Annotated in this window: 18 protein-coding genes and 1 pseudogene; 1 reads left to right on the forward strand and 18 read right to left on the reverse strand. The window is 71.9% G+C overall.

Going from position 1 to position 18148, the window contains the following annotated elements:
* The 5 genes and pseudogenes from QQA02_RS08435 to QQA02_RS08455 all read right to left on the reverse strand — a co-directional run.
* Nucleotides 1-320: hypothetical protein (locus QQA02_RS08435; protein WP_284864102.1), on the reverse strand; the 320-nt coding region annotated here is incomplete at its 3' end.
* A gap of 731 nt (nucleotides 321-1051) precedes the next feature.
* Nucleotides 1052-2080 (reverse strand): annotated as a pseudogene (locus QQA02_RS08440) (DNA glycosylase AlkZ-like family protein); the annotation flags it as partial.
* Between the two features lie 251 nt (nucleotides 2081-2331).
* The gene (locus QQA02_RS08445) at nucleotides 2332-2493 is read right to left on the reverse strand and encodes a hypothetical protein (RefSeq protein WP_284774595.1); all 162 of its coding nucleotides are present in this window, start codon (nucleotides 2491-2493) and stop codon (nucleotides 2332-2334) included.
* The gene (locus QQA02_RS08450) at nucleotides 2493-3185 is read right to left on the reverse strand and encodes a YceI family protein (RefSeq protein WP_284864104.1); all 693 of its coding nucleotides are present in this window, start codon (nucleotides 3183-3185) and stop codon (nucleotides 2493-2495) included. The genes QQA02_RS08445 and QQA02_RS08450 overlap by 1 nt, the downstream gene beginning before the upstream one ends.
* A 3-nt stretch (nucleotides 3186-3188) precedes the next feature.
* Nucleotides 3189-3542, reverse strand: a complete 354-nt coding sequence (locus QQA02_RS08455) for a hypothetical protein (RefSeq protein WP_075663840.1) — start codon at nucleotides 3540-3542, stop codon at nucleotides 3189-3191.
* A 95-nt stretch (nucleotides 3543-3637) separates the two neighbouring features.
* Between QQA02_RS08455 and QQA02_RS08460 the strand changes: the two genes are divergently transcribed.
* The gene (locus QQA02_RS08460) at nucleotides 3638-4015 is read left to right on the forward strand and encodes an RNA polymerase-binding protein RbpA (RefSeq protein ID WP_284774597.1); all 378 of its coding nucleotides are present in this window, start codon (nucleotides 3638-3640) and stop codon (nucleotides 4013-4015) included.
* A 109-nt stretch (nucleotides 4016-4124) separates the two neighbouring features.
* Here the strand turns inward: QQA02_RS08460 and QQA02_RS08465 are convergent, their stop codons facing one another.
* The 13 genes from QQA02_RS08465 to dop form a co-directional block, all read right to left on the reverse strand.
* Complete coding sequence (locus tag QQA02_RS08465; RefSeq protein WP_284774599.1) at nucleotides 4125-4937, reverse strand: polyprenol monophosphomannose synthase; 813 nt, start codon at nucleotides 4935-4937, stop codon at nucleotides 4125-4127.
* Nucleotides 4924-6438 carry an apolipoprotein N-acyltransferase gene (gene lnt, locus QQA02_RS08470; RefSeq protein WP_284864107.1) on the reverse strand — a complete coding sequence of 505 codons (1515 nt, stop codon included), beginning with the start codon at nucleotides 6436-6438 and terminating at the stop codon, nucleotides 4924-4926. Before lnt ends, QQA02_RS08465 begins: the two co-directional genes overlap by 14 nt.
* Complete coding sequence (locus QQA02_RS08475; protein ID WP_284864109.1) at nucleotides 6435-6965, reverse strand: FxsA family protein; 531 nt, start codon at nucleotides 6963-6965, stop codon at nucleotides 6435-6437. The genes lnt and QQA02_RS08475 overlap by 4 nt, the downstream gene beginning before the upstream one ends.
* Before the next feature lie 22 nt (nucleotides 6966-6987).
* Nucleotides 6988-7710 carry a precorrin-6A/cobalt-precorrin-6A reductase gene (locus QQA02_RS08480; protein ID WP_284864111.1) on the reverse strand — a complete coding sequence of 241 codons (723 nt, stop codon included), beginning with the start codon at nucleotides 7708-7710 and terminating at the stop codon, nucleotides 6988-6990.
* Nucleotides 7711-7718: 8 nt separating this feature from the next.
* On the reverse strand, nucleotides 7719-8843 hold the full coding sequence (locus QQA02_RS08485) for a M24 family metallopeptidase (protein ID WP_284864113.1): 1125 nt from the start codon (nucleotides 8841-8843) through the stop codon (nucleotides 7719-7721).
* Between the two features lie 20 nt (nucleotides 8844-8863).
* Nucleotides 8864-11638, reverse strand: coding sequence for a DEAD/DEAH box helicase (locus tag QQA02_RS08490; RefSeq protein ID WP_284864115.1), 2775 nt, complete (start codon nucleotides 11636-11638; stop codon nucleotides 8864-8866).
* A gap of 24 nt (nucleotides 11639-11662) precedes the next feature.
* Entirely contained in the window at nucleotides 11663-12622 is a 960-nt protein-coding gene (gene tatC, locus QQA02_RS08495) for a twin-arginine translocase subunit TatC (RefSeq protein ID WP_284774611.1), read from the reverse strand.
* A gap of 3 nt (nucleotides 12623-12625) precedes the next feature.
* Nucleotides 12626-12913 (reverse strand): Sec-independent protein translocase subunit TatA, encoded by a 288-nt coding sequence (gene tatA, locus QQA02_RS08500; RefSeq protein ID WP_284774613.1) that lies wholly within the window; start codon nucleotides 12911-12913, stop codon nucleotides 12626-12628.
* A gap of 82 nt (nucleotides 12914-12995) precedes the next feature.
* On the reverse strand, nucleotides 12996-13946 hold the full coding sequence (locus tag QQA02_RS08505; RefSeq protein WP_284774615.1) for a helix-turn-helix transcriptional regulator: 951 nt from the start codon (nucleotides 13944-13946) through the stop codon (nucleotides 12996-12998).
* Nucleotides 13943-14941 carry a helix-turn-helix transcriptional regulator gene (locus tag QQA02_RS08510; RefSeq protein WP_284864118.1) on the reverse strand — a complete coding sequence of 333 codons (999 nt, stop codon included), beginning with the start codon at nucleotides 14939-14941 and terminating at the stop codon, nucleotides 13943-13945. Before QQA02_RS08510 ends, QQA02_RS08505 begins: the two co-directional genes overlap by 4 nt.
* On the reverse strand, nucleotides 14938-16344 hold the full coding sequence (gene pafA, locus QQA02_RS08515) for a Pup--protein ligase (RefSeq protein ID WP_284864119.1): 1407 nt from the start codon (nucleotides 16342-16344) through the stop codon (nucleotides 14938-14940). Before pafA ends, QQA02_RS08510 begins: the two co-directional genes overlap by 4 nt.
* A 4-nt stretch (nucleotides 16345-16348) precedes the next feature.
* Nucleotides 16349-16543, reverse strand: coding sequence for a ubiquitin-like protein Pup (locus QQA02_RS08520; protein WP_075663831.1), 195 nt, complete (start codon nucleotides 16541-16543; stop codon nucleotides 16349-16351).
* 73 nt (nucleotides 16544-16616) lie between these two features.
* Nucleotides 16617-18143 (reverse strand): depupylase/deamidase Dop, encoded by a 1527-nt coding sequence (gene dop / locus QQA02_RS08525; protein WP_284864120.1) that lies wholly within the window; start codon nucleotides 18141-18143, stop codon nucleotides 16617-16619.
* Nucleotides 18144-18148: the final 5 nt, after the last annotated feature.

Consider the following 18148-nt stretch of genomic DNA (forward strand, 5'->3'; position numbering starts at 1 on the left):
TTCACGGCCACGGGGTCGGTCTGGTCGGTGTTCGAGAAGTAGTTGGGTGGGTTGGTGCCGTCGGCAGGTGGGATGTGTCCGCCGGGGACCTGGTTGTTGCGCCAACGGTTTGCCCGCGTCAGGCGTAGGTCGGCTTCGCGTTGGTCGCGGGCTTCCTGGCGGACCCGTAGTGCGGTCTTGATCTTCTTGGCGGTGACACGTTGGCGCCTGGTGGTCGCCTGGCGGATGATCCTGCGGCGGGCCTGGCGCCGGCCGAGCTTCTTGGCGAAAGTGTTCGATGGTGTGTGGTGGCCTTTGGGTCGTCCCCGGTGGTGTCGCATGGTCCTTTCTACCCCCTGGTCATGTGGTGTGTGCTGGCACTTTGTGGTGCCTTGTGTGTTCGGGTTTCAGTGTAGCGCAGGGGTGGGACATGGGTCGCCTGTGTGTTCGAACGTGGGCGGTGAGTTTTGGGTAATCTGCTCGTGGGTGGGGCTGGCAGTGGATCACTGCGACCCGGGATCGGGTCGGCCGGCCCCTCGGGACTACCGGGGTTTGCAGTGAGTTACTGCATCGCCGTCTCAAGGTCGCCATCGGAGGGACCGGATGGGGGTCGCAGTAAGTCACTGCATCGCTTCATCACGCCCCTCTGAGACTGGCTTATCCGGCCCTGCAGTAGGTCACTGCACCGTCACCTAGCAGGCCACGACTGAGCGAGCTTGCAGTTGGTCACTGCATGTCCATATCCGAGACCGTCCGGAGAGCTGCATTAGGTTACTGCGACGCTGAGGGGGACCGGTCGCCGAGCGGCCGGCCTGGTTCCCCGCGGCTAGAAGGGCCGGCAGTAGATCACTGCACCCCTCCCTCTGACTCCCCCGCCACCGCATGACCGATGGGTCGCTCCCCTGCAAGCCAGGATCGACCACAAATGGAGGCCACCCACCGTGGTGCGTCGACCAGGAAGTAGCGCCAACCCTCGCCTGGGGCTCGTTGAGCGCCGTAGCCGACCAAGGCCACACCAGGCCAAAAGCCGAGCGCAGTAGATCACTGCGCCTCGAAGACGACCCCGGACAGATCAACACCCCCGCGCCCCGGCAATCAGATTTGCCTCGCGCTCACAGGCTTCCTCCAACACTTTAAGCGAGACCTGACCCGCGTCCTGCCCCACAGCCTTCCCCGCGGAGCTTCCAGGACTCCCAGGGCTCCCGGCACTCCCGGACCGCCCGCAACCATCCGAACCGAACCAGAACACCCTCACCATGAGCCGTCCCGACCTGGTCCGCGGCCGCCAGACACCGACCACCCGGCCGGCGACGACCACCGCGCCCGGGGCACCGACCGGACGCCAGATCGCCTTGTGGTGCTCCTCCCCCGCGATCGTCGCCCGGTCCCGTGCCTGCAGATAGGGGTCCGAGGGCGGCAGCAGGCGCAGCGTCGCCCCAAGCTCAGCAGCCTCGGCCTCCGCCGGATCCGGCGCCGACACGAGAGCGGAGAGATCCGACTCGAGCGCGTAGACCCGCCGGCCGCCGTAGCGCACTGAAACGAGCTCGTCGGTGAGTGCCGACCACCCCTCCGCGTCCTTCGAACCCACCCCGAGCCACGCCGCGAAGTCGCCGCGGTTGGCGGGCGCGTAGACGTGCAGGAAACGCCGCGCCAACTCGGCGCGGGCGGCCGCACCACCGGCGGCAGCGCCGCCGTCCCCGCCACCCGCACCATTGACGCCGAGGCCGACGAACGGGACGTCGTCAATCAACTCGTTGAGCAGCGCAAACGGTGCCTTATCCACCTCGCGGGGCGCGAAGGCGAGCTCGCCGCGCAGGCAGCACAGGCGCAGCAGGAAGTGGATGACGGCCTCGCCGACGGGCCAGCCGGCCGCGTGCGGGCCCTCCGCGCGCCACACGCGCAGCGCCTCAGAGCTGAGCGACGGTTCGACGGCGGTGGCGAGCTGACGGCCGAGCTCGTCGATGGCGAGGCGCCGCCCGGAGAGCACCCCCGGCAGCTGCGCGGAGACGAGCTCGCGGGCCTCGTCGACCGAGAGCCCGAGCGCGGAGAGATGCGGCCGACGCCGCGGATCAGGCGCAGCCGGCCCTCGGGCGTGGGCGGCAGCGCGCCGAGGGTGTAGACGGGCAGGTCAGCGGCGTCGAAGACGAACGGCGCGCCCCGCATCGCCCAGGAGCGCACGGGCCGGGCATTGACCACACCGCGCACCGCCGCCGCCTGCGCGGCGGACGAGGGTGGGCTGTCCTGGAACGCGCCGACGCCGCAATCAGCGGACCGAGGCAGCAGCCCCTGCGCACGCAGGCGATGGCCCAGCACCTGGGCCCGCTCCACGCGCACGGACACCTCGCCGAGCCCCTACCGTGCCCGGTACGCCGTGTAGAGCTGCCAGCCGGTCAGCGCGGCGAGGAGCACGCAGAGCAGAGAGAGCCAGGCGACCTCGGTGGTGGTCAGCCAGATGCCGAAGGCGATCACGATGGCCAGGCGAACCCACAGCCAGGGGATCATGCGCGGCAGCATCAGGGCTGCCTCAGGGTCAGGCGGATGTTGATCTCGCCCTGCTCGTCGATGGTGGCGGCGACGAAGTCGGGGGTCTCGACCTCGTAGTCGAGGCGGTTGACCGGGATCGTCGAGGAGACGACCACGCGGTCGCGGTCGCGCAGCACCTTGAACGGCGCGGTGACCTCGCGGGTCACCCCGTGGATGGTCAGCTCGCCGGTGAGCTCGACCTCGCCGGCGGTGCCGTCGTCGGGCACGCCCGAGAGGTCCACGGGCTCGGTGACCCGGAACTCGGAGGTCGGGAACTTGTCCGTCTCGAAGATCTTGTTGCGGACGTTGATGTCGCGGCGCTCGTTGTCGGACTCGATGGTGTTCATGTCGACGGTGACGGTGCCGTCGACGAGCTTCTGGTCCTCGACGCGCACCCCGCCGGTGATCTGCTGGGTGGACCCGGAGGTCACGCGGCGGTCGCCGGGCAGGAGCTCCGGGAAGGTGAAGCCGACGGAGGTGGCGTTGTCGCCGCGGTTGCGCACGACCTCCCAGTCGCCGTCGAGGCTGACCTCGGCGGGCTTGGCGTACTCGTCGGTCAGGCCCTCGGTCTTGACCCCGGGGCCGGTGAAGGCGGATATGACCGCGGGCGCCACGCCGGCGACGGCGATCAGCACGATCGCCACGACGAAGGCGGTGATCACGAACTTCCGGTTCTTCAGCATCGACTACCTCAGCTTCTCGACTCTCCTGGCCAGAGCCACCAGCTCCGAGCACAACCCCTCGAGCTCCGCGGCCCCGGCACCCTCGCCGGCGGCCGTGGCGACGTCCTCCGCGGCGCAGCGGACCTCGAACAGGCCGTCGCGCAGCTGCTCCGCCCGCTCCGGGGTGATCACCACGGCGTCGGCCGGGATGGGTCGTCCGGAGAGGTTGTGCCGCTGCTCGTAGGCGCGCTGGCGGCAGGTGGCGCTGCAGTACTTGCGGGGCCGCCCCCGGCCGCTGCTCTCGATCGCCTTACCGCACCACTGGCACGTCGTGGGACGACGGCGCCGGTTGTCCGGTGTGGCGGGGGTGTCTGGCACGCACACAGTCTAGCCCACCCGGGAACAAACCAGACCCGTGGGGCGTTATACTTGAGCGTCTGGAATAAGGGATCGAGTAAAGGACTGATGCGAATATGGCCGACCGCGTGCTCCGTGGCAGCCGCATGGGTGCCGTCTCCTACGAGACTGACCGCGACCACGACCTGGCTCCGCGCCAGATGGTGAAGTACCGCACCGACTCCGGTGAGATCTTCGAGGTCCCCTTCGCCGAAGACGCGGAGATCCCCGAGTCCTGGCTGTGCAAGAACGGCCAGATGGGCACCCTCGTCGAGGGCGAGGGCGTCGAGTCCAAGCCCGCCAAGCCGCCGCGCACCCACTGGGACATGCTGCGCGAGCGTCGTTCCATCGAGGAGCTCGACGAGCTGCTCGAGGAGCGCATCGAGCACCTGCGCAAGCGCCGCCGCTCCGCCGCGCGACTCAAGGCGCAGAAGGACAAGGAGGAGGGCAAGTAGCCCTCGATTACTCCTCAACCCGGAAAGACCCCGTGGAACTCCCACGGGGTCTTTCTTAATTGCCGACGCCGCGCTGCGCGGCGTCGGCAATTGACGGTGCGCGTGCGCGCTAGAAGTTGCGCAGGTTGCGCGCCTTGCGGCGGCGTTCGCTGATGGCGTGGCCGCCGAGCTTGGCCATCTCGGAGACCAGGTCGCGCAGCTGCTGGCCGCGGTGCTTGAGGCCCCACTTGGTCACGACGGCGAGGCTGTCGCCGACGAAGCTGCCCGAGAGCTTGGACTCGCCGATCTCGCGCTCGGTGAAGGTGATCGGCACCTCGCGGACGTCGAAGCCGGCCTCGACGGCCAGCCAGGCGAGGTGGACCTGGAAGATGTAGCCGGCCGCGGAGAGCTGGTCGAGGTCTAGCTGCTCGAGGACCTCGCGGCGGAAGGCGCGGTAGCCGGCGGTGGTGTCCGTCAGGCCGGTGCCCAGCGCCAGCGAGATGTACATGTTGCCGCCGCGGGAGAGGATCCAGCGCTTCTTGGGCCAGTTGACCACCTTGCCGCCCTCGACGTAGCGGGAGCCGATGACGAGGTCGGCGCCCTCGGCGATCTGCTCGAGGAGCAGGTGCAGCTGCTCCGGGGCGTGCGAGCCGTCGGCGTCCATCTCGCAGAGGACCTGGTAGTCGCGCTCCAGGCCCCACTCGAAGCCGGCGAGGTAGGCGCCGAGCAGGCCGCCCTTGCCCTCCCGGTGCAGGACGTGGATGTGGTCGTCGGCCGCGGCCAGCTCGTCGGCCTTCTCGCCGGTGCCGTCGGGGCTGTTGTCGTCGACGACGAGCACGTGCACCTCGGGCTCGGCGGTGCGCAGCCGCGAGGTGATGAGGGGCAGGTTGCCCAGCTCGTTGTAGGTCGGGATGATGACCAGGGTGCTGTCACTTGGTGCCACGACGGTGGGTTCTCCTTCTGACGGTGAACAGTGCGAGGGCCGCGAGGGCACCGCCCATCATAACCGCCGTCCACTCGAAGGCCCTCCCCCACCTGGCCGCCGGGGTCAGCCCGCGCTTGAGCGGCAGGTCGGCGACGAGGTGGTCGTGGTCGAAGATGGCGGTCTGCCCGGTGACGGTGCCGTCGGGGGTCACGATGGCAGAGACCCCCGAGGTCGCGGCCACGACGACGCCCCGGTCGAGCTCGATGGCGCGCATCCGCGACATGGCCAGCTGCTGGTAGGTCATGTCCGTGAAGCCGAAGGTGGCGTTGTTCGTCGGTGTGACGAGGATCTCGGCGCCGGCGTGCACGGCGTCGCGGTAGGCGGCGTCGACGATGACCTCGTAGCAGGTGGCCACGCCGACGTTGACGCCGCGCATGTGGACGGTTCCGTCGCCGTCGCCGGGCTTGAAGTCGCCGGCCTGGTCGACGTAGTCGGAGAAGAGCCGGAAGAAGTCGCGCATCGGCATCGTCTCACCGAAGGGCTGCAGGTACTTCTTGTCGTGGCGGTCGCCGACGCCGTGCGGGTCGAAGACGACCATCGTGTTGCGGGCGCCGACCTCGTCGCGGGTGAGCGTGCCCACCAGGACCGGGGCGTCGACGGCGGCGACGGCGGACTCGGTCATGGCCCGCGCGCCCGAGTCGAGGAAGGGGTTGACGTCGGAGGCGTTCTCGGGCCAGATGACGATGTCCGGGTCGACGTCCTCGGCGGCGAGGCGCTCGGTCTCGCGGACGTGGTTGGCCAGCACGGCGCGGCGCTGGGCGTTGAAGTCGAGCCCCATGCGCGGCACGTTGCCCTGGATCGCCGCCATGCGGGTCTGGCCGATGCGGGTGTCCTCCGGGTCGAGCCGGGTGCCGGCGCCCAGGCCGGCCGCGAGCACCACGACGACGCAGACCGCGCCGGCGAGGCTGAGGCGGCGCCGGAAGGCGGAGAGGACGAGGGCCGTCAGCGCGGCGCCGGCGGCGCAGACGGCGAGGGTGACCAGGGCGGGACCGCCGTAGCGGGCCAGGGCGGCCAGGGGCCCGGCGATCTGGCCCCAGGCCAGGCGCACCCAGGCGAAGCCGCCGAAGGGGAAGGTCGACTGGCAGAACTCGATGACCAAGTAGACCAGCGGCGCGGCGGCCAGGCCGAAGCGCCACCGGAGCACCGCGGTGAGCGCGACGGAGCCGAGCGCGATGTAGCAGGCCAGCACAATGGCGAGGGCGACGTACGGCAGTGCGCCGACGAACTCCCCGATCCACGGCAGAAGGCCGAGGTAGTTCCCGAGTCCGAAGGCCAGGCCGATGAGCGCGCCGAAGCCGAGGCCCGGGCGGTCCGCGCCCCACGGCGAGAGCGCGAGGAAGAAGAGGCCTACGCCGAGAATTGCCGCCCACCACCAGCCGGTGGGCTCATAGGAGGCGTAGACGGCGACGCCGCCGACGATCGCGATGAGCAGCCGCAGGCCGCGCAGGTACCGGTTCACCGGCCGTCCGTGCCCTTGTTGTCGTCCCCGTTGTCGCCGCCGTCGCTGCCGTCGAAGTCGTCGAGCTCCTGGCGGAACTGGGCGATCTCGTCCTCGTCGATGACCTCGTGGTCGTTGAAGGAGCCGTAGCTGGTGCGCGGGCCAAAGTGTGCGGTGGCCTCGAAGGTGCGCGCGCCCATGTCCTCGAGGAAGGTGCGCAGGCGCCGGGCCAGCCCGCGGCGGATGAGCTCGCGGGTGGGCCCGAAGATGAGCAGCAGGCCGAGGAAGGTGGTCACGAAGCCGGGGGCGGCGACGAGCACCGCCCCGGCGGCGGTCAGCCCGATCCCGCCGGCGGCCTTGCCGGGGCGTTCCTGGTTGCCGGCCGCACGGGTGGCGATGGTGCGCATCTCGAGGCCCGCCAGGCCGAGGCCCAGGAAGAAGAAGGCGAAGAGCAGCAGCAGCGCCCAGCCCCCGCCGAGCCAGGAGGCCACGGCCCAGAAGGCCAGGCCCTCGATCACGAGGTACGGGATGACGATCAGATAAGGCACGTCGCCCACCCTACCGGCGGGTTCACAGTGCCCGCACCACGTCCTCGGGTGAGTCGAAGACGGTCACGGCGGGCAGCACGTCGGGCCGGGCGACGGCGACGACGGGCACGCCGAGCGACTCCGCGGCGGCCAGGGTGACCTGGTGGGCGGCCTCGCCGGTGTCGGGCAGGACGACGGCATCGACCTGGTTGTCGCGCAGCACGGCGCGCTCTTCCCCCTTCTGGCCCTGGTCCCGGACGGAGCCTGCGACGTCCGGGACATCCGGGACGTCCCGGTGGCGCGGGGGCCAGGCCTCGGCCTGGGCGGGCGCGCGGCGCAGGACGTAGAGGTTGTCGGAGTCGTCGGCGAAGGCGGTCGGGTCGAGCACCCCGTCGGCGCAGTCGAGGAGCACGTGGTGCGCGTTGCGGGCGACCCAGGCCGCCGCGGCCTGGGCGTCGGGGAGATTGACCGCGCCGGCCAGTGCGGGCGGGGCGTAGGCGACCATCGGCACCCCGGTGGCGCGGGCCGCCTCCGCGGTGTCTGCGTGCAGCTCCGCGTCGAAGGGCGCGGCGGCGTCCACGACCACCTCGATGCGGCCCTCGGTGATGGTGCGTGCCAGCCCGGCGGCGCCGCCGTGGTAGCCGGTGAGCACCCGGCCGTAGGCGACGGTCACGGAGGCCGGCACCACGGTGGTCACCTCCCAGCCGCCGCGGAAGAGGCCGGCGGCCAGGCGGCCGACCCCCTCGGCGCCGCCGACGACGAGCACGCGGGTCCTCACCGCAGCTCCCGGGGACCCTCGTTCAGGCGCTCGCAGCCGTCCTCGGTGACGACCACGATGTCCTCGATGCGGGCGCCGAAGCGGCCGCGCAGGTAGATGCCGGGCTCGACGGAGAACGCCATGCCAGGCTCGAGGACGAGGTCGTTGCCGGCCATGATGAACGGCTCCTCGTGGGTGGACAGCCCGATGCCGTGGCCGGTGCGGTGGAAGTACGCCTCGCCGTAACCGGCCTCGGTGATGCGGGAGCGCGCGACGTCGTCAATCGACGCGGCGGTCACGCCGGGTCGCACGGCCGCGACGGCGGCCTCCTGCGCCTCGGCGAGCACGGCGTACATGGATCGGGCCTCCTCCGGCAGCGTGGCCGGGTCACCGCCGACGACGTAGGTGCGCGTGCAGTCCGAGTGGTAGCCGACACCGTAGGTGCCTCCGATGTCGACGACGACCATGTCCCCGTCCTCGAGGACGCGGTCGGAGAAGTCGTGGTGCGGGTTGGCGCCGTTGGGGCCGGAGCCGACGATGACGAAGTCGACGACGCCGTGGCGCTCGAGGATCAGCTTGTCGATGTCCGCGGCGACCTCGGCCTCGGTGCGGCCCGCGCGCAGCAGCTCCGGGACCTTCGCGTGCACGGCGTCGATGGCCCGGCCGGCGGCGCGCAGCTGCTCGATCTCGGCGGCGTCCTTGCGGGTGAACAGCTCGGCCAGCGCCAGGGCGGCGACCTTGGTCTCGCGCGGGGCGAAGAGCTCCTGCAGCGCCAGCACGTGGCGGGTGGTCAGGCTGTCGCCGAGTCCGACGGCGCCGTCGGCGTCGCCCTCGAGAACGGGCGCGGCGGCCAGGGCGTGGGCGTCCTCGCCGTCGGCCCAGCCGAGCACCTCGACGTCCAGCTCGGAGACCGCGGAGTCGGCCAGCGAGTGCAGGTCGGTCTCGGGGGCGATCAGTCGGCTCTTCGTCGGGGTGACCGTCAGCGCGGTCAGGCGCTCGTGCGAGGAGGTCCAGGAGCCGGTGAGGTAGGCCAGCTCCGGGCCGGGGCCGATGACGATGCCGGCCAGGCCGCGCTCGCGCAGGAGCCCCTGCGCGCACCCGAGCCGGTCGGCGTAGACGGAGGCGTCGAAAAGTTCAGACATGCTCCCTATGGTAGGTCCGCTCAGTTGCCGAGGGCGACCACGCCCCGCCGGATCGCGTCGACCGCACGGCGGGCGTTGCGGCGGACCTCGCCGGTGTAGCCGGTGGCCGCGACCTGCTCGAGCAGGTCGACCACGCGGCGGGCCCAGCGCACGAAGTCGCCCGGGGTCAGCTCGGCGCCGCACTCGGCGGCGGCCTGGATGGCGTAGCCGAGCGGCGCGCCTGCGGTCCACTGGTGCATGGCCAGGGCGAAGCCGGGCTCGGGCTCGCGGGTCACGGGCAGGCGGTGGCGGCGCTCGTCGGAGGCGAGCTCGGCGTAGATGCGCTCGGTGGCGTTCATCGCGTCGGCCATGTCGTCGGTGGGCGCGGCGGCCTCCCCGGAGGTCTCGCGGCGGTTCTCGAAGACACAGGTCGAGACCGTGCCGGCCAGCTCGGCGGGGTCGAGCCCGTCCCAGATGCCGCGACGCAGGCACTGGGCGACCAGCAGGTCGGCCTCGTTGTGGATGCGGGCCAGCCGCTCCCCCTCGTCGGTGACGTGCGGGGTGCCGGACTCGTCGAACTCGACGTAGGAGTACTCGGCGAGCAGGTCGAGGATGCGGGTGAAGGCCCGGGCCAGGGTGTCGGTCGCGCCGTCGACGGCGGCGGCCAGCGACCGGGCCTCGCGGCGGCGCCGGATGAGCTTCTCGCCGGTGCGCGCCAGGGACTCGCGGTCGGAGCCGGGCCAGTCGTGCACGGGGTGGTTGTGCACCGCCTCTCGCAGGGCGGTGACCTTCGCGGTGGGGCGCACGCGCGGGCGGGTGCGCATGTGCTTGGGCCGGCCGAAGCTGTGGCGGTGGAACTGGTCGCGCACGTACTTGGCGTGGCGGCGCGGGTTGTGCTGCACACCCTTGGGCAGCTTCATGCGGCCGAGGACGACGGGCGGGTTGGCGAAGGCGCCGGCCTCGATGCGGCCGGCCCAGCCCGTCTCGGAGATGACCTGCGGGCGCGGGTCGAGGGTCTGGTTGGCGGGGTTGACCACCACGGCGAGCACCGGGCGGCGCTTGGCGGGCATGGCGATGACCTCGCCGCGCTGCAGGCGGGCCAGCAGGGTCAGCGTCTCCTTCTCGCGCTCGGCGTAGGCGTTGCGGTGCGCGGCCTTCTCCTCGTCGCTCAGTTCGCGCCGCAGCTCGAGGTAGTCCAGGAGGTCCTCGAGCGGGTCGTCGCTCGGCGGGGCGAGGGCCGCGACCTCGGCGGCGAGCTGCTCCTCGAGCTCGGTGACCCGGGCGCGGGCCCGGTCGAGCTTGCGGGCGTCGCCGACGACGGCGCGGTCGGCCTGGAACTGGGCGAAGGAGCTCTCGAGCACGTCGAGCGAGGTGGCGTAGCCGAGGGTGCCCAGCAGGTTGACGGCCATGTTGAAACCGGGGGCGAAGGTGGAGACCAGCGGGTAGGTGCGCGTGGAGGCCAGGCCCGCCACCGCGTGCGGGTCGACGGCCGGGGCCCACTCGACGACGGCGTTGCCCACGGTGTCGATGCCGCGGCGGCCGGCGCGGCCGGTCAGCTGCGTGTACTCGGCCGGGGTGAGCTCGGCGTGGGTCTCGCCGTTGTACTTGACCAGCTTCTCGAGCACGACGGTGCGCGCGGGCATGTTGATGCCGAGCGCGAGGGTCTCGGTGGCGAAGACGGCGCGCACCAGGCCGCGCTGGAAGAGGTCCTCGACGATGAGCCGGAAGGCCGGCAGCATCCCTGCGTGGTGGGCGGCGAAGCCGCGGGTGAGCGCGGCGCGCCACTGGCGGAAGCCGAGGACCTTCAGGTCCTCCTCGGGGATGCCGGCCACCCCGGCGTCGACGATCTCGCCGATCCGGTCGGCCTCGTCCTGGTCGGTGAGCACGAGCCGGGAGCGCAGGCACTGGTGCAGGGCGCCGTCGCAGCCGGCGCGCGAGAAGATGAACGTGATCGCGGGCAGCATGCCCTGGTCGCGCAGCGCGGCGATGACGTCGGGGCGGGTCGGCGGGCGCCAGGAGCGCTCGCGGGTGGGCCGCTCGCGGCCGGGGCGGCGCCCCGTGGAACGGGAACGGAAACCGCCACGGCGTTCATGCGGGGCGTCGTCAGTCGAACGGCGCTCGGCGCGGTCGATGGCGCGCTGCAGGGCCCTGGAGACCCCTCCCCCGGTGCCCTCGGCGGCGACGGGGCCGGGCTCGAAGAGCGGCAGGACGGCGCGGCCGACGAGCATCCACTGGTCCAGCGGGACCGGGCGGTGGTCGGTGACCACGACCTCGGTGTCGCCGCGGACGGTGGCCAGCCACTCGCCGAACTCCTCGGAGTTGGAGACGGTGGCGGACAGCCCGATGATGTGGACGTCCTCGTCGAGGTTGAGGATGACCTCCTCCCACACGGCGCCGCGGGAGGCGTCGGCCAGGTAGTGGATCTCGTCCATGACCACGTGGCTGAGGCGGTCGAGCTGCGGGGAGTGCGCGTAGATCATGTTGCGCAGCACCTCGGTGGTCATCACGACCACGTCGGCGGTGCCGTTGATCGAGCGGTCGCCGGTCAAAAGCCCCACGCGGTCCTCGCCGTAGGTGGCGCACAGGTCGTTGAACTTCTGGTTGCTCAGCGCCTTGATCGGCGTGGTGTAGAAGCACTTGGTGCCCTGGGCGAGGGCGAGGTCGACGGCGAACTCACCGACGACGGTCTTGCCCGCGCCGGTGGGCGCGCAGACGAGGACGCCGTGGCCGGCCTCCACCGCGCGGCAGCCGCGCAGCTGGAAGTCGTCGAGGTCGAAGTCGAGGCCGGCGGTGAAACGGTCGAGATGGGAGCCCATGGTCCCCCAGGCTAGTGGGCGGGCCTAGAGGACGTCCGAGTAGTCCGTCCCGTCGAGGCGGCGGGAGGCGTGGACGGGGGCCGCGGGGGCGACCGGGGCGGGCGCGGCGACGGCCCCGGAGGACTCGTCGTCGTCGAGGTCCATCCACTCCGGGCGCTCACGGCCGCGGCGCTTGTCGTTGATGCGGCAGAACTGCAGCGAGAGCTCGACCAGGACGTTCAGCGCGATCGCCATGGCGACCATGGAGAACGGGTCCTGGCCCGGGGTCATGAAGGCCGCGAAGATGAACAGGCCGACGGCGATGTAGCGGCGCTTGTCCTTCAGCGCGTCGTAGGAGAGCAGGCCGACGATGTTCAGCGCGGCGATGAGCAGCGGGACCTCGAAGCTGACGCCGAAGACGATGAGCAGGGCCAGCAGGAAGTTGAAGTAGTCCTGGCCGGTCAGCGCGGCGAACTGCGCCTCGTCGCCCATGCCCATGAGGAACTCGAGCCCGTAGGAGAGCACGAAGTAGGCCAGCACGGCGCCGGCGCAGAAGAGCAGCACGGCGATGGTCACGAAGGTGAAGGTGGTGCGCTTCTCCGTCTTGTGCAGGCCCGGGGTGATGAAGGCCCAGACCTGGTAGAGCCAGACCGGGCTGGCGAGCACGAGGCCCACGATCGCGCCGACCTTCAGGCGCAGCAGGAACATCTCGAAGGGCCGGGTGGCCAGCAGGCGGCACTCCTCGTCGGGCCCGAAGGTGATGCGCATGTGCACGGGCAGCTCACAGTAGGGCCCGCGCATGAGCTCGCCCAGGGTGGGCAGCCCGAAGGCGGAGTTCTGGTACCAGACGAAGCCGACGACCGTGGTCGCGGCGACGGCCAGCAGGCAGATGATCAGGCGGCGGCGCAGCTCCTTGAGGTGCTCGATGATCGTCATCGTGCCGTCGGGGTTGGCCCGACGCTTCGCCCCCGGCAGGTGCAGCCGGCGCTTGCGCTCCGCGGTCATGGACTAGGCGCGCTCCTCGCCCTGGGTGCGGCGCTCGGCGGCACCGGGGGCGTAGTCGTTCGCGTCGACCTCGGCGCGCCCGGAGCCCGAGGTGATCTCGCCCTGGGCGGGTTTGGCGTCCTTGCCCTTGGCGGCGGGGTCGTCGTCGTTGCCCATCTCCTTCATCTCGGACTTGAAGATGCGCATGGAACGGCCGACCGACCGTGCGGCGTCGGGCAGCTTCTTCGCCCCGAAGAGGATCACGATGACCAGCAGGATGATCAGGATTTCCGGCCAACCCAGGTTCGGCATCAGGGACTACTCCTTGCTTCGCGCTGCCGGCGCCCTCTTTCGGGCGCCTCGGGATACTCGCCCCAGGCTATCAGTCGGGGCGTCACTGACGGTCATCATACGCCGCGAGCGCGGCGGCCCGGCGTGCCACGAGGAAGTCGACGAGCTCCGGCGGGCCGGTCACGCGCAGGCGGTCGCCGTGCGAGAGCACGAAGCGTGCGAGCCACTCCCGCGAGCCAGCGTTGAGGCGCCCGGGGATCCACCCGTCGGCCGGTTCGCCGAGCTCGAGGGGAACGGTATCGGCGAGCCAGGCCATCGACTCGCGTAGCTCGAGCTCGGCGGTGCAGCCGGGCCCGAAGTCGAAGGGCGCGTCGGCGTCGAGGGCGGCGGCGCCCGATTCGGCGGCCTCGTCGGTGACCTCGAGGTCGTCCATGCGGTCCAGCCGGAAGGTGCGCTCCTCTCCCCCGTCGAGCGCACGCAGGTAGGTGTGGCCCTCGTGGCTGAAGAGGTGGGCGGGGCTGACGGTGCGCCGCCGGGAGGTGTCCGAGGACAGCGAGGCGTAGGTGAAGGCGACCTTGCGGCGGGCGGCGACGGCCTCGCGCAGGTCGCGCAGCAGCCCGTCGGCGTCGGCGCCGGTGCCCTGCGGGGTGGCGTCGGCGACCCCGCGCGCGCTGCGGCCGGTGTGGGCACGTAGCTTCGCGGCCGCCGAGCGCACGGCCTTTGAGTCGGCGATGCCGGGCACGTTCTCGAGGGACTCCAGCGACATCAGCAGCGCCACGGCCTCCGAGGGGGTCAGGCGCAGGGCCTTGTCCAGGCCCTGGTCGTTGAGGATCTCGACGCGCCGGTAGTCCTTGCGCATGTCCACCAGGTCGTCCGGGAACATGCCGGGGCGCCCGCAGCAGAAGAGCCGGTCGAGGTCGGCCATGAGCTCCTTGGGCTCGCGGCCGAGGTCGCGCGCGGCCTCGAAGATGCTGCGGCCGGGGTGCGCGGAGAAGTACGGCAGCAGGTTCAGCGCGCGCACCAGGTCGGTGCGGCGGTCTCCGGTGGTGCTCATCGGTGCTCCTCTCCCCCGTTACGCAAGAGATTGACGACGTCGCGCCGGGCGTCCGTGGGCGCGAGCAGCACGGCGTCGGCGCCGAAGCCGGCGACGGTGCGCACGAGCCAGTCGCGGTCCACGCCGGCGAAGTGGGCGGTGCCGTCGGCGTCGACCTGCGCCGCGGTGCGGCGCAGCTCCTGGCAGCGGCCCTCGGCCAGGCGCACGGTGGCGTCGACGGTGGTGCGCCCGCGGGCGAGCGCCTCGGCGACGAGCTGCTGCAGGTCGCGGCCCTCGTCGGGGTGGGCGATCGGCGCGCCGGTCAGCTCGACCGCGCTGACGCGCAGCAGGCGGAAGGTGCGCGGTTCGTCGCGGTCGAGGTCGTGGCCGGCGAGGTAGATCCGGTCGGCGTGGTTGACCAGGCCCCAGGGGTCCATACGGCGCCGCTGGGCGGCGGTGGCGCGGTCGCGCCGGTAGTCGAACGTGACCGAGGTGCCCGTGCCGACGGCCTTGAGCACGGCGGCCACGGTGCTGTTGGGCACCCGGGCCAGGTCGCTGGCGGCGGTGAAGACGGTGCCGGCGGCGTCGGAGAGGTCGCGGTCGAGCCCGGCGGCGGCGAGCTTGGTCCACCCGGAGCGGGCGAAGACACCGAGCTCGGAGGTGCCGCCGAGGTCGCCGGCCAGGCCGAGGACGGCGGCCTCGTCGGGGGTGAAGCTGATGGGCGGCAGCTCGTAGCGCTCGCGCACGAGCCGGTAGCCCTCGCCGTCGCCGTCGCGGCTGACCTCGACGGGCACGCCGACGCGGCGCAGCTCGTCGATGTCGCGGGCCAGGCGCTTGCGCCCGGTGTTGGCCTCGCGGGGCGACTCGTTAGCGGGGTCGCCGTAGCCGGCGACGTGGGCGCGCAGCCACCCGGAGTCCAGATAGGCGCCGCCGTGGTTGTCGGCGTCGATCAGCGCGAAGACGAGGTTGAGGCGGCGCTCTAGGCCGACGTCGCGCTTCGGTGCCCGGGTGCTCACCGCGGGCCCCCGGCCAGCTCCACCATGTGATCCAGTCCCTCCGGGTGGGGCTCGAAGGGGTCGGAGAGCTCCAGGGTCTCCGGCTCGGGGCGGGTGACCTTGAGGCGCTGCCAGTCGCAGGTGACCTGGGTGCCGGCCGCACGGGCGGCGGCGAGGAACTCCCCGCGCGCCCGCGCCCGGGTGGTCTGAGGGGCGGTGTCGACGCCCGCCGCGATGGCGGCCTCGTCGACCCAGTGCTCGACGAGGCCGCGCGCGGAAAGCAGGCCGTAGAGCCCGCGGCCGGGGCGGATGTCGTGGTAGGCGAGGTCGACCTGGGCGAGCTTGGGGTGTGCCCAGTCGCCGCCGAGGCGGTCGCGGTATCGCTCGAGGAGGTTGCGCTTGATCACCCAGTCGACCTCGCGGCCGACCCGGTCGAGCTCGCCGGAGTCGACGGCGTCCAGGGCGCGCTCCCACAGCTCGACCACGCGGGTCATCTCGGCCGTCGAGGTGCCCGAGCCGGTCTCCGGGCGCTCGGCGAGCCAGGCGCGGGCGGCGGTGCAGCAGGCGCGCTGGATCTCGAGGGCGCAGGTGGTCGAGCCGTCGGCGCACTCGAGCTCGGCGCGGCCGGTGACGTCGCGGGCGACGACGCGGCCCTGGGCCACGGGATGCTTAAGCTCGACGGTGGGCAGGCCGGCGCCGGCCTCGGCGAGCTCGAGCATGAGCAGCATGGAGCCGACCTTGAGCGCGGTGGTCGGCTCGGCCATGTTCGAGTCGCCGACGATGACGTGCATGCGGCGGAAGCGGTGCGAGTCGGCGTGCGGCTCGTCGCGGGTGTTGATCACCGGGCGCGAGCGGGTGGTCGCCGAGGACACGCTCTCCCAGACCTGGTCGGCGCGCTGCGAGAGCAGGAACTCGGCTGGGCGGTCGCCGCGCGGGCGGGTGACCAGGCCGGCGCCGCAGACGAGCTGGCGGGTGACCAGGAAGGGCATCAGGTCGCGGCCGAGCGTCTTGAGCACGGCGGAGCGGCCGACGAGGTAGTTCTCGTGGCAGCCGTAGGAGTTGCCCAGCGAGTCGACGTTGTTCTTGAACAGGTAGACCTGCGCGTCGATGCCGTCGGCGGCCACGGCTCGCTCGGCGCGCACCGCGAGCTCGTCGACGACGCGGTCGCCGGCGACGTGGTGGGCCACCAGCTGGCTCAGCCCGTCGCACTCGGCGGTGGCGTACTCCGGGTGCGCCCCGACGTCGAGGTAGAGGCGCGCGCCGTTGGGGATGAAGACGTTGGAGCTCGAGTACTCGGCGACCACCGGGCGGAACAGGTAGCGCGAGATCTCGTCGGGACCGAGGGCGCGGTGCCCGTCGGCCACGGCGGTGATGCCGTACTCGGTCTCCAGGCCCATGATGCGGCGGGTGAAGACCTCCCCCATCGGCCTACTGCCCGCCCTTCTGGACGTAGGCGTTGACGAACTCCTCGGCGTTGGTCTCGAGCAGGCCGTCGATCTCGTCGAGGAGATCGTCGGTGCCCTGGGTGTTGACCTGCACCTGGCCCGCGGCGGAATCGAGGCCGGACTCCTCGGAGTCGTCCCGGCCGCCGCCCGGCTGGATCTGGGTGTTCTTCTGTGTCACGTGTGACCTCCAGACTCTGGTTCTGATTGCCGTCCACTGTAGCGACGGCGGGTTGAGGGTGCCCTCACTGTCCTCACTGATCGGCGACGCGCTCGACGGGCAGGCCCGCGGCCTCGAGTGCGGCCACGAGGGCCTCCGCGTCGGCGGCCGATTCGACCGCCGCGCCGAGCTCGGCCTCCGTGGCCCCGTCGGTGGCGGGGATGCCCACGCGGGCCAGGCCGGCGGGCACGCGCAGGGTCAGCGACTGCCAGCTGGCGGCGGCGACGTCCTCGGCGAAGCGGGAGACGACGGTGCCGCGCAGCCAGGCGCGCGAGTCGGCCGGCGGGGTGTCCGCGGCGCGCTCGATCTCCTCGGGCGTGACGAGCGTGCGCATCCGGCCGGCGCGCACGAGCGCGTGGTAGAGGCCCTTGGCCGGGTCGATGTCGGTGTACTGCAGGTCGATCAACTTCAGCTTCGCGTCGTCGACCGGCACGGCGCGCTCCATGTAGGAGGAGATCAGCTGCCACTTCGTCGGCCAGTCGAGGATGCCGGCCGCCGCGAGCGGCCCCTGGGCGAGCAGCCCGCAGACCTCGTCCCACGCGGCGAGCACGCGCTCGTCCTCGGCGTCGGTGGCCTGGACGCGCTCGCGGTAGATCGCGAGGATCTCGAGGGCGGTCAGCTCGCGGCCGTCGGCGAGGGTCAGCCGGTGGCTCAGCGTCAGGTCGCGGGAGACGGCCTTGAGCTCGGCGACGGGGTCGGCGAGCTTGAGGTCGGAGAAGTCGACCCCGGCCTCCACGGCGTCGATGACCAGGGCGGTCATGCCGAGCTTGAGCAGGTTGGCGGTCTGCGACATGTTCGCGTCGCCGATGATGACGTGCAGGCGCCCGTAGGAGTCCGGGTCCGCGTGTGGCTCGTCGCGGGTGTTGATGATGCCGCGGTTGAGGGTCGTCTCCAGCGAGATCGGCTGGCAGAAGTAGTCGGCGCGCTGGGAGATCTGGAAGCCGTCCTCCTCGCCCTTCTCGCCGCGGCCCATGCGCCCGGCGCCGACGACGACCTGGCGGGTGACGAAGAACGGGATGAGGCACGCGGCCAGCACGCCGAAGTCGGTCTCGCGGGAGTACTGGTAGTTCTCGTGGGAGCCGTAGGACGCGCCCTTGCCGTCGACGTTGTTCTTGTAGATCTTCACCGGCGGGCACGGCTCGTGGTCCTTGAGCACGGAGACGTCCTGGCGGGCCAGCTCCGCGATGTCCGCGGCGGCCCGGTTGAGGATGACGTCGCCGGCGGCGTCGTAGACCATCGCCTCGAACGCCGAGCAGCACTCCGGGGCGGAGTACTCGGGGTGGGCGTGGTCGACGTAGTAGCGCGCGCCGTTGTCGAGGACGACGTTGGCCACGCCGAGCGCGTCGGAGTTGACGACCGGCACCGTGCGGTAGCGGCGCAGGTCGAAGCCGCGCGCGTCGCGCAGCGGCGACTCGTCCTGGAAGTCCCAGCGGAAGCGCGCGCCGGTCTCCACCGCCGCGTAGGCGACGACGACGTGGGTGGAGGTGACGATCGGCGAGAGCTCCGGCCGGCTCGGGGTGGCGATGCCGTACTCGGTCTCGGTGCCCAGGAAACGTGACATGGGCC

It is taken from the genome of Corynebacterium sp. MSK006 (assembly GCF_030232385.1).
In the GTDB taxonomy this organism is placed as follows: Bacteria; Actinomycetota; Actinomycetes; order Mycobacteriales; family Mycobacteriaceae; genus Corynebacterium; species Corynebacterium frankenforstense_A.

Coding starts and splice junctions, on each gene's coding strand:
- pafA (WP_284864119.1), bottom strand. CDS start 16,344: ATGGGGGAGGTCTTCACCCGCCGCATCATGGGCCTGGAGACCGAGTAC.
- QQA02_RS08445 (WP_284774595.1), bottom strand. CDS start 2,493: ATGCTGCCGCGCATGATCCCCTGGCTGTGGGTTCGCCTGGCCATCGTG.
- QQA02_RS08450 (WP_284864104.1), bottom strand. CDS start 3,185: ATGCTGAAGAACCGGAAGTTCGTGATCACCGCCTTCGTCGTGGCGATC.
- QQA02_RS08505 (WP_284774615.1), bottom strand. CDS start 13,946: ATGAGCACCACCGGAGACCGCCGCACCGACCTGGTGCGCGCGCTGAAC.
- QQA02_RS08490 (WP_284864115.1), bottom strand. CDS start 11,638: ATGGGCTCCCATCTCGACCGTTTCACCGCCGGCCTCGACTTCGACCTC.
- tatC (WP_284774611.1), bottom strand. CDS start 12,622: ATGACCGCGGAGCGCAAGCGCCGGCTGCACCTGCCGGGGGCGAAGCGT.
- dop (WP_284864120.1), bottom strand. CDS start 18,143: ATGTCACGTTTCCTGGGCACCGAGACCGAGTACGGCATCGCCACCCCG.
- tatA (WP_284774613.1), bottom strand. CDS start 12,913: ATGCCGAACCTGGGTTGGCCGGAAATCCTGATCATCCTGCTGGTCATC.
- QQA02_RS08485 (WP_284864113.1), bottom strand. CDS start 8,843: ATGTCTGAACTTTTCGACGCCTCCGTCTACGCCGACCGGCTCGGGTGC.
- QQA02_RS08460 (WP_284774597.1), top strand. CDS start 3,638: ATGGCCGACCGCGTGCTCCGTGGCAGCCGCATGGGTGCCGTCTCCTAC.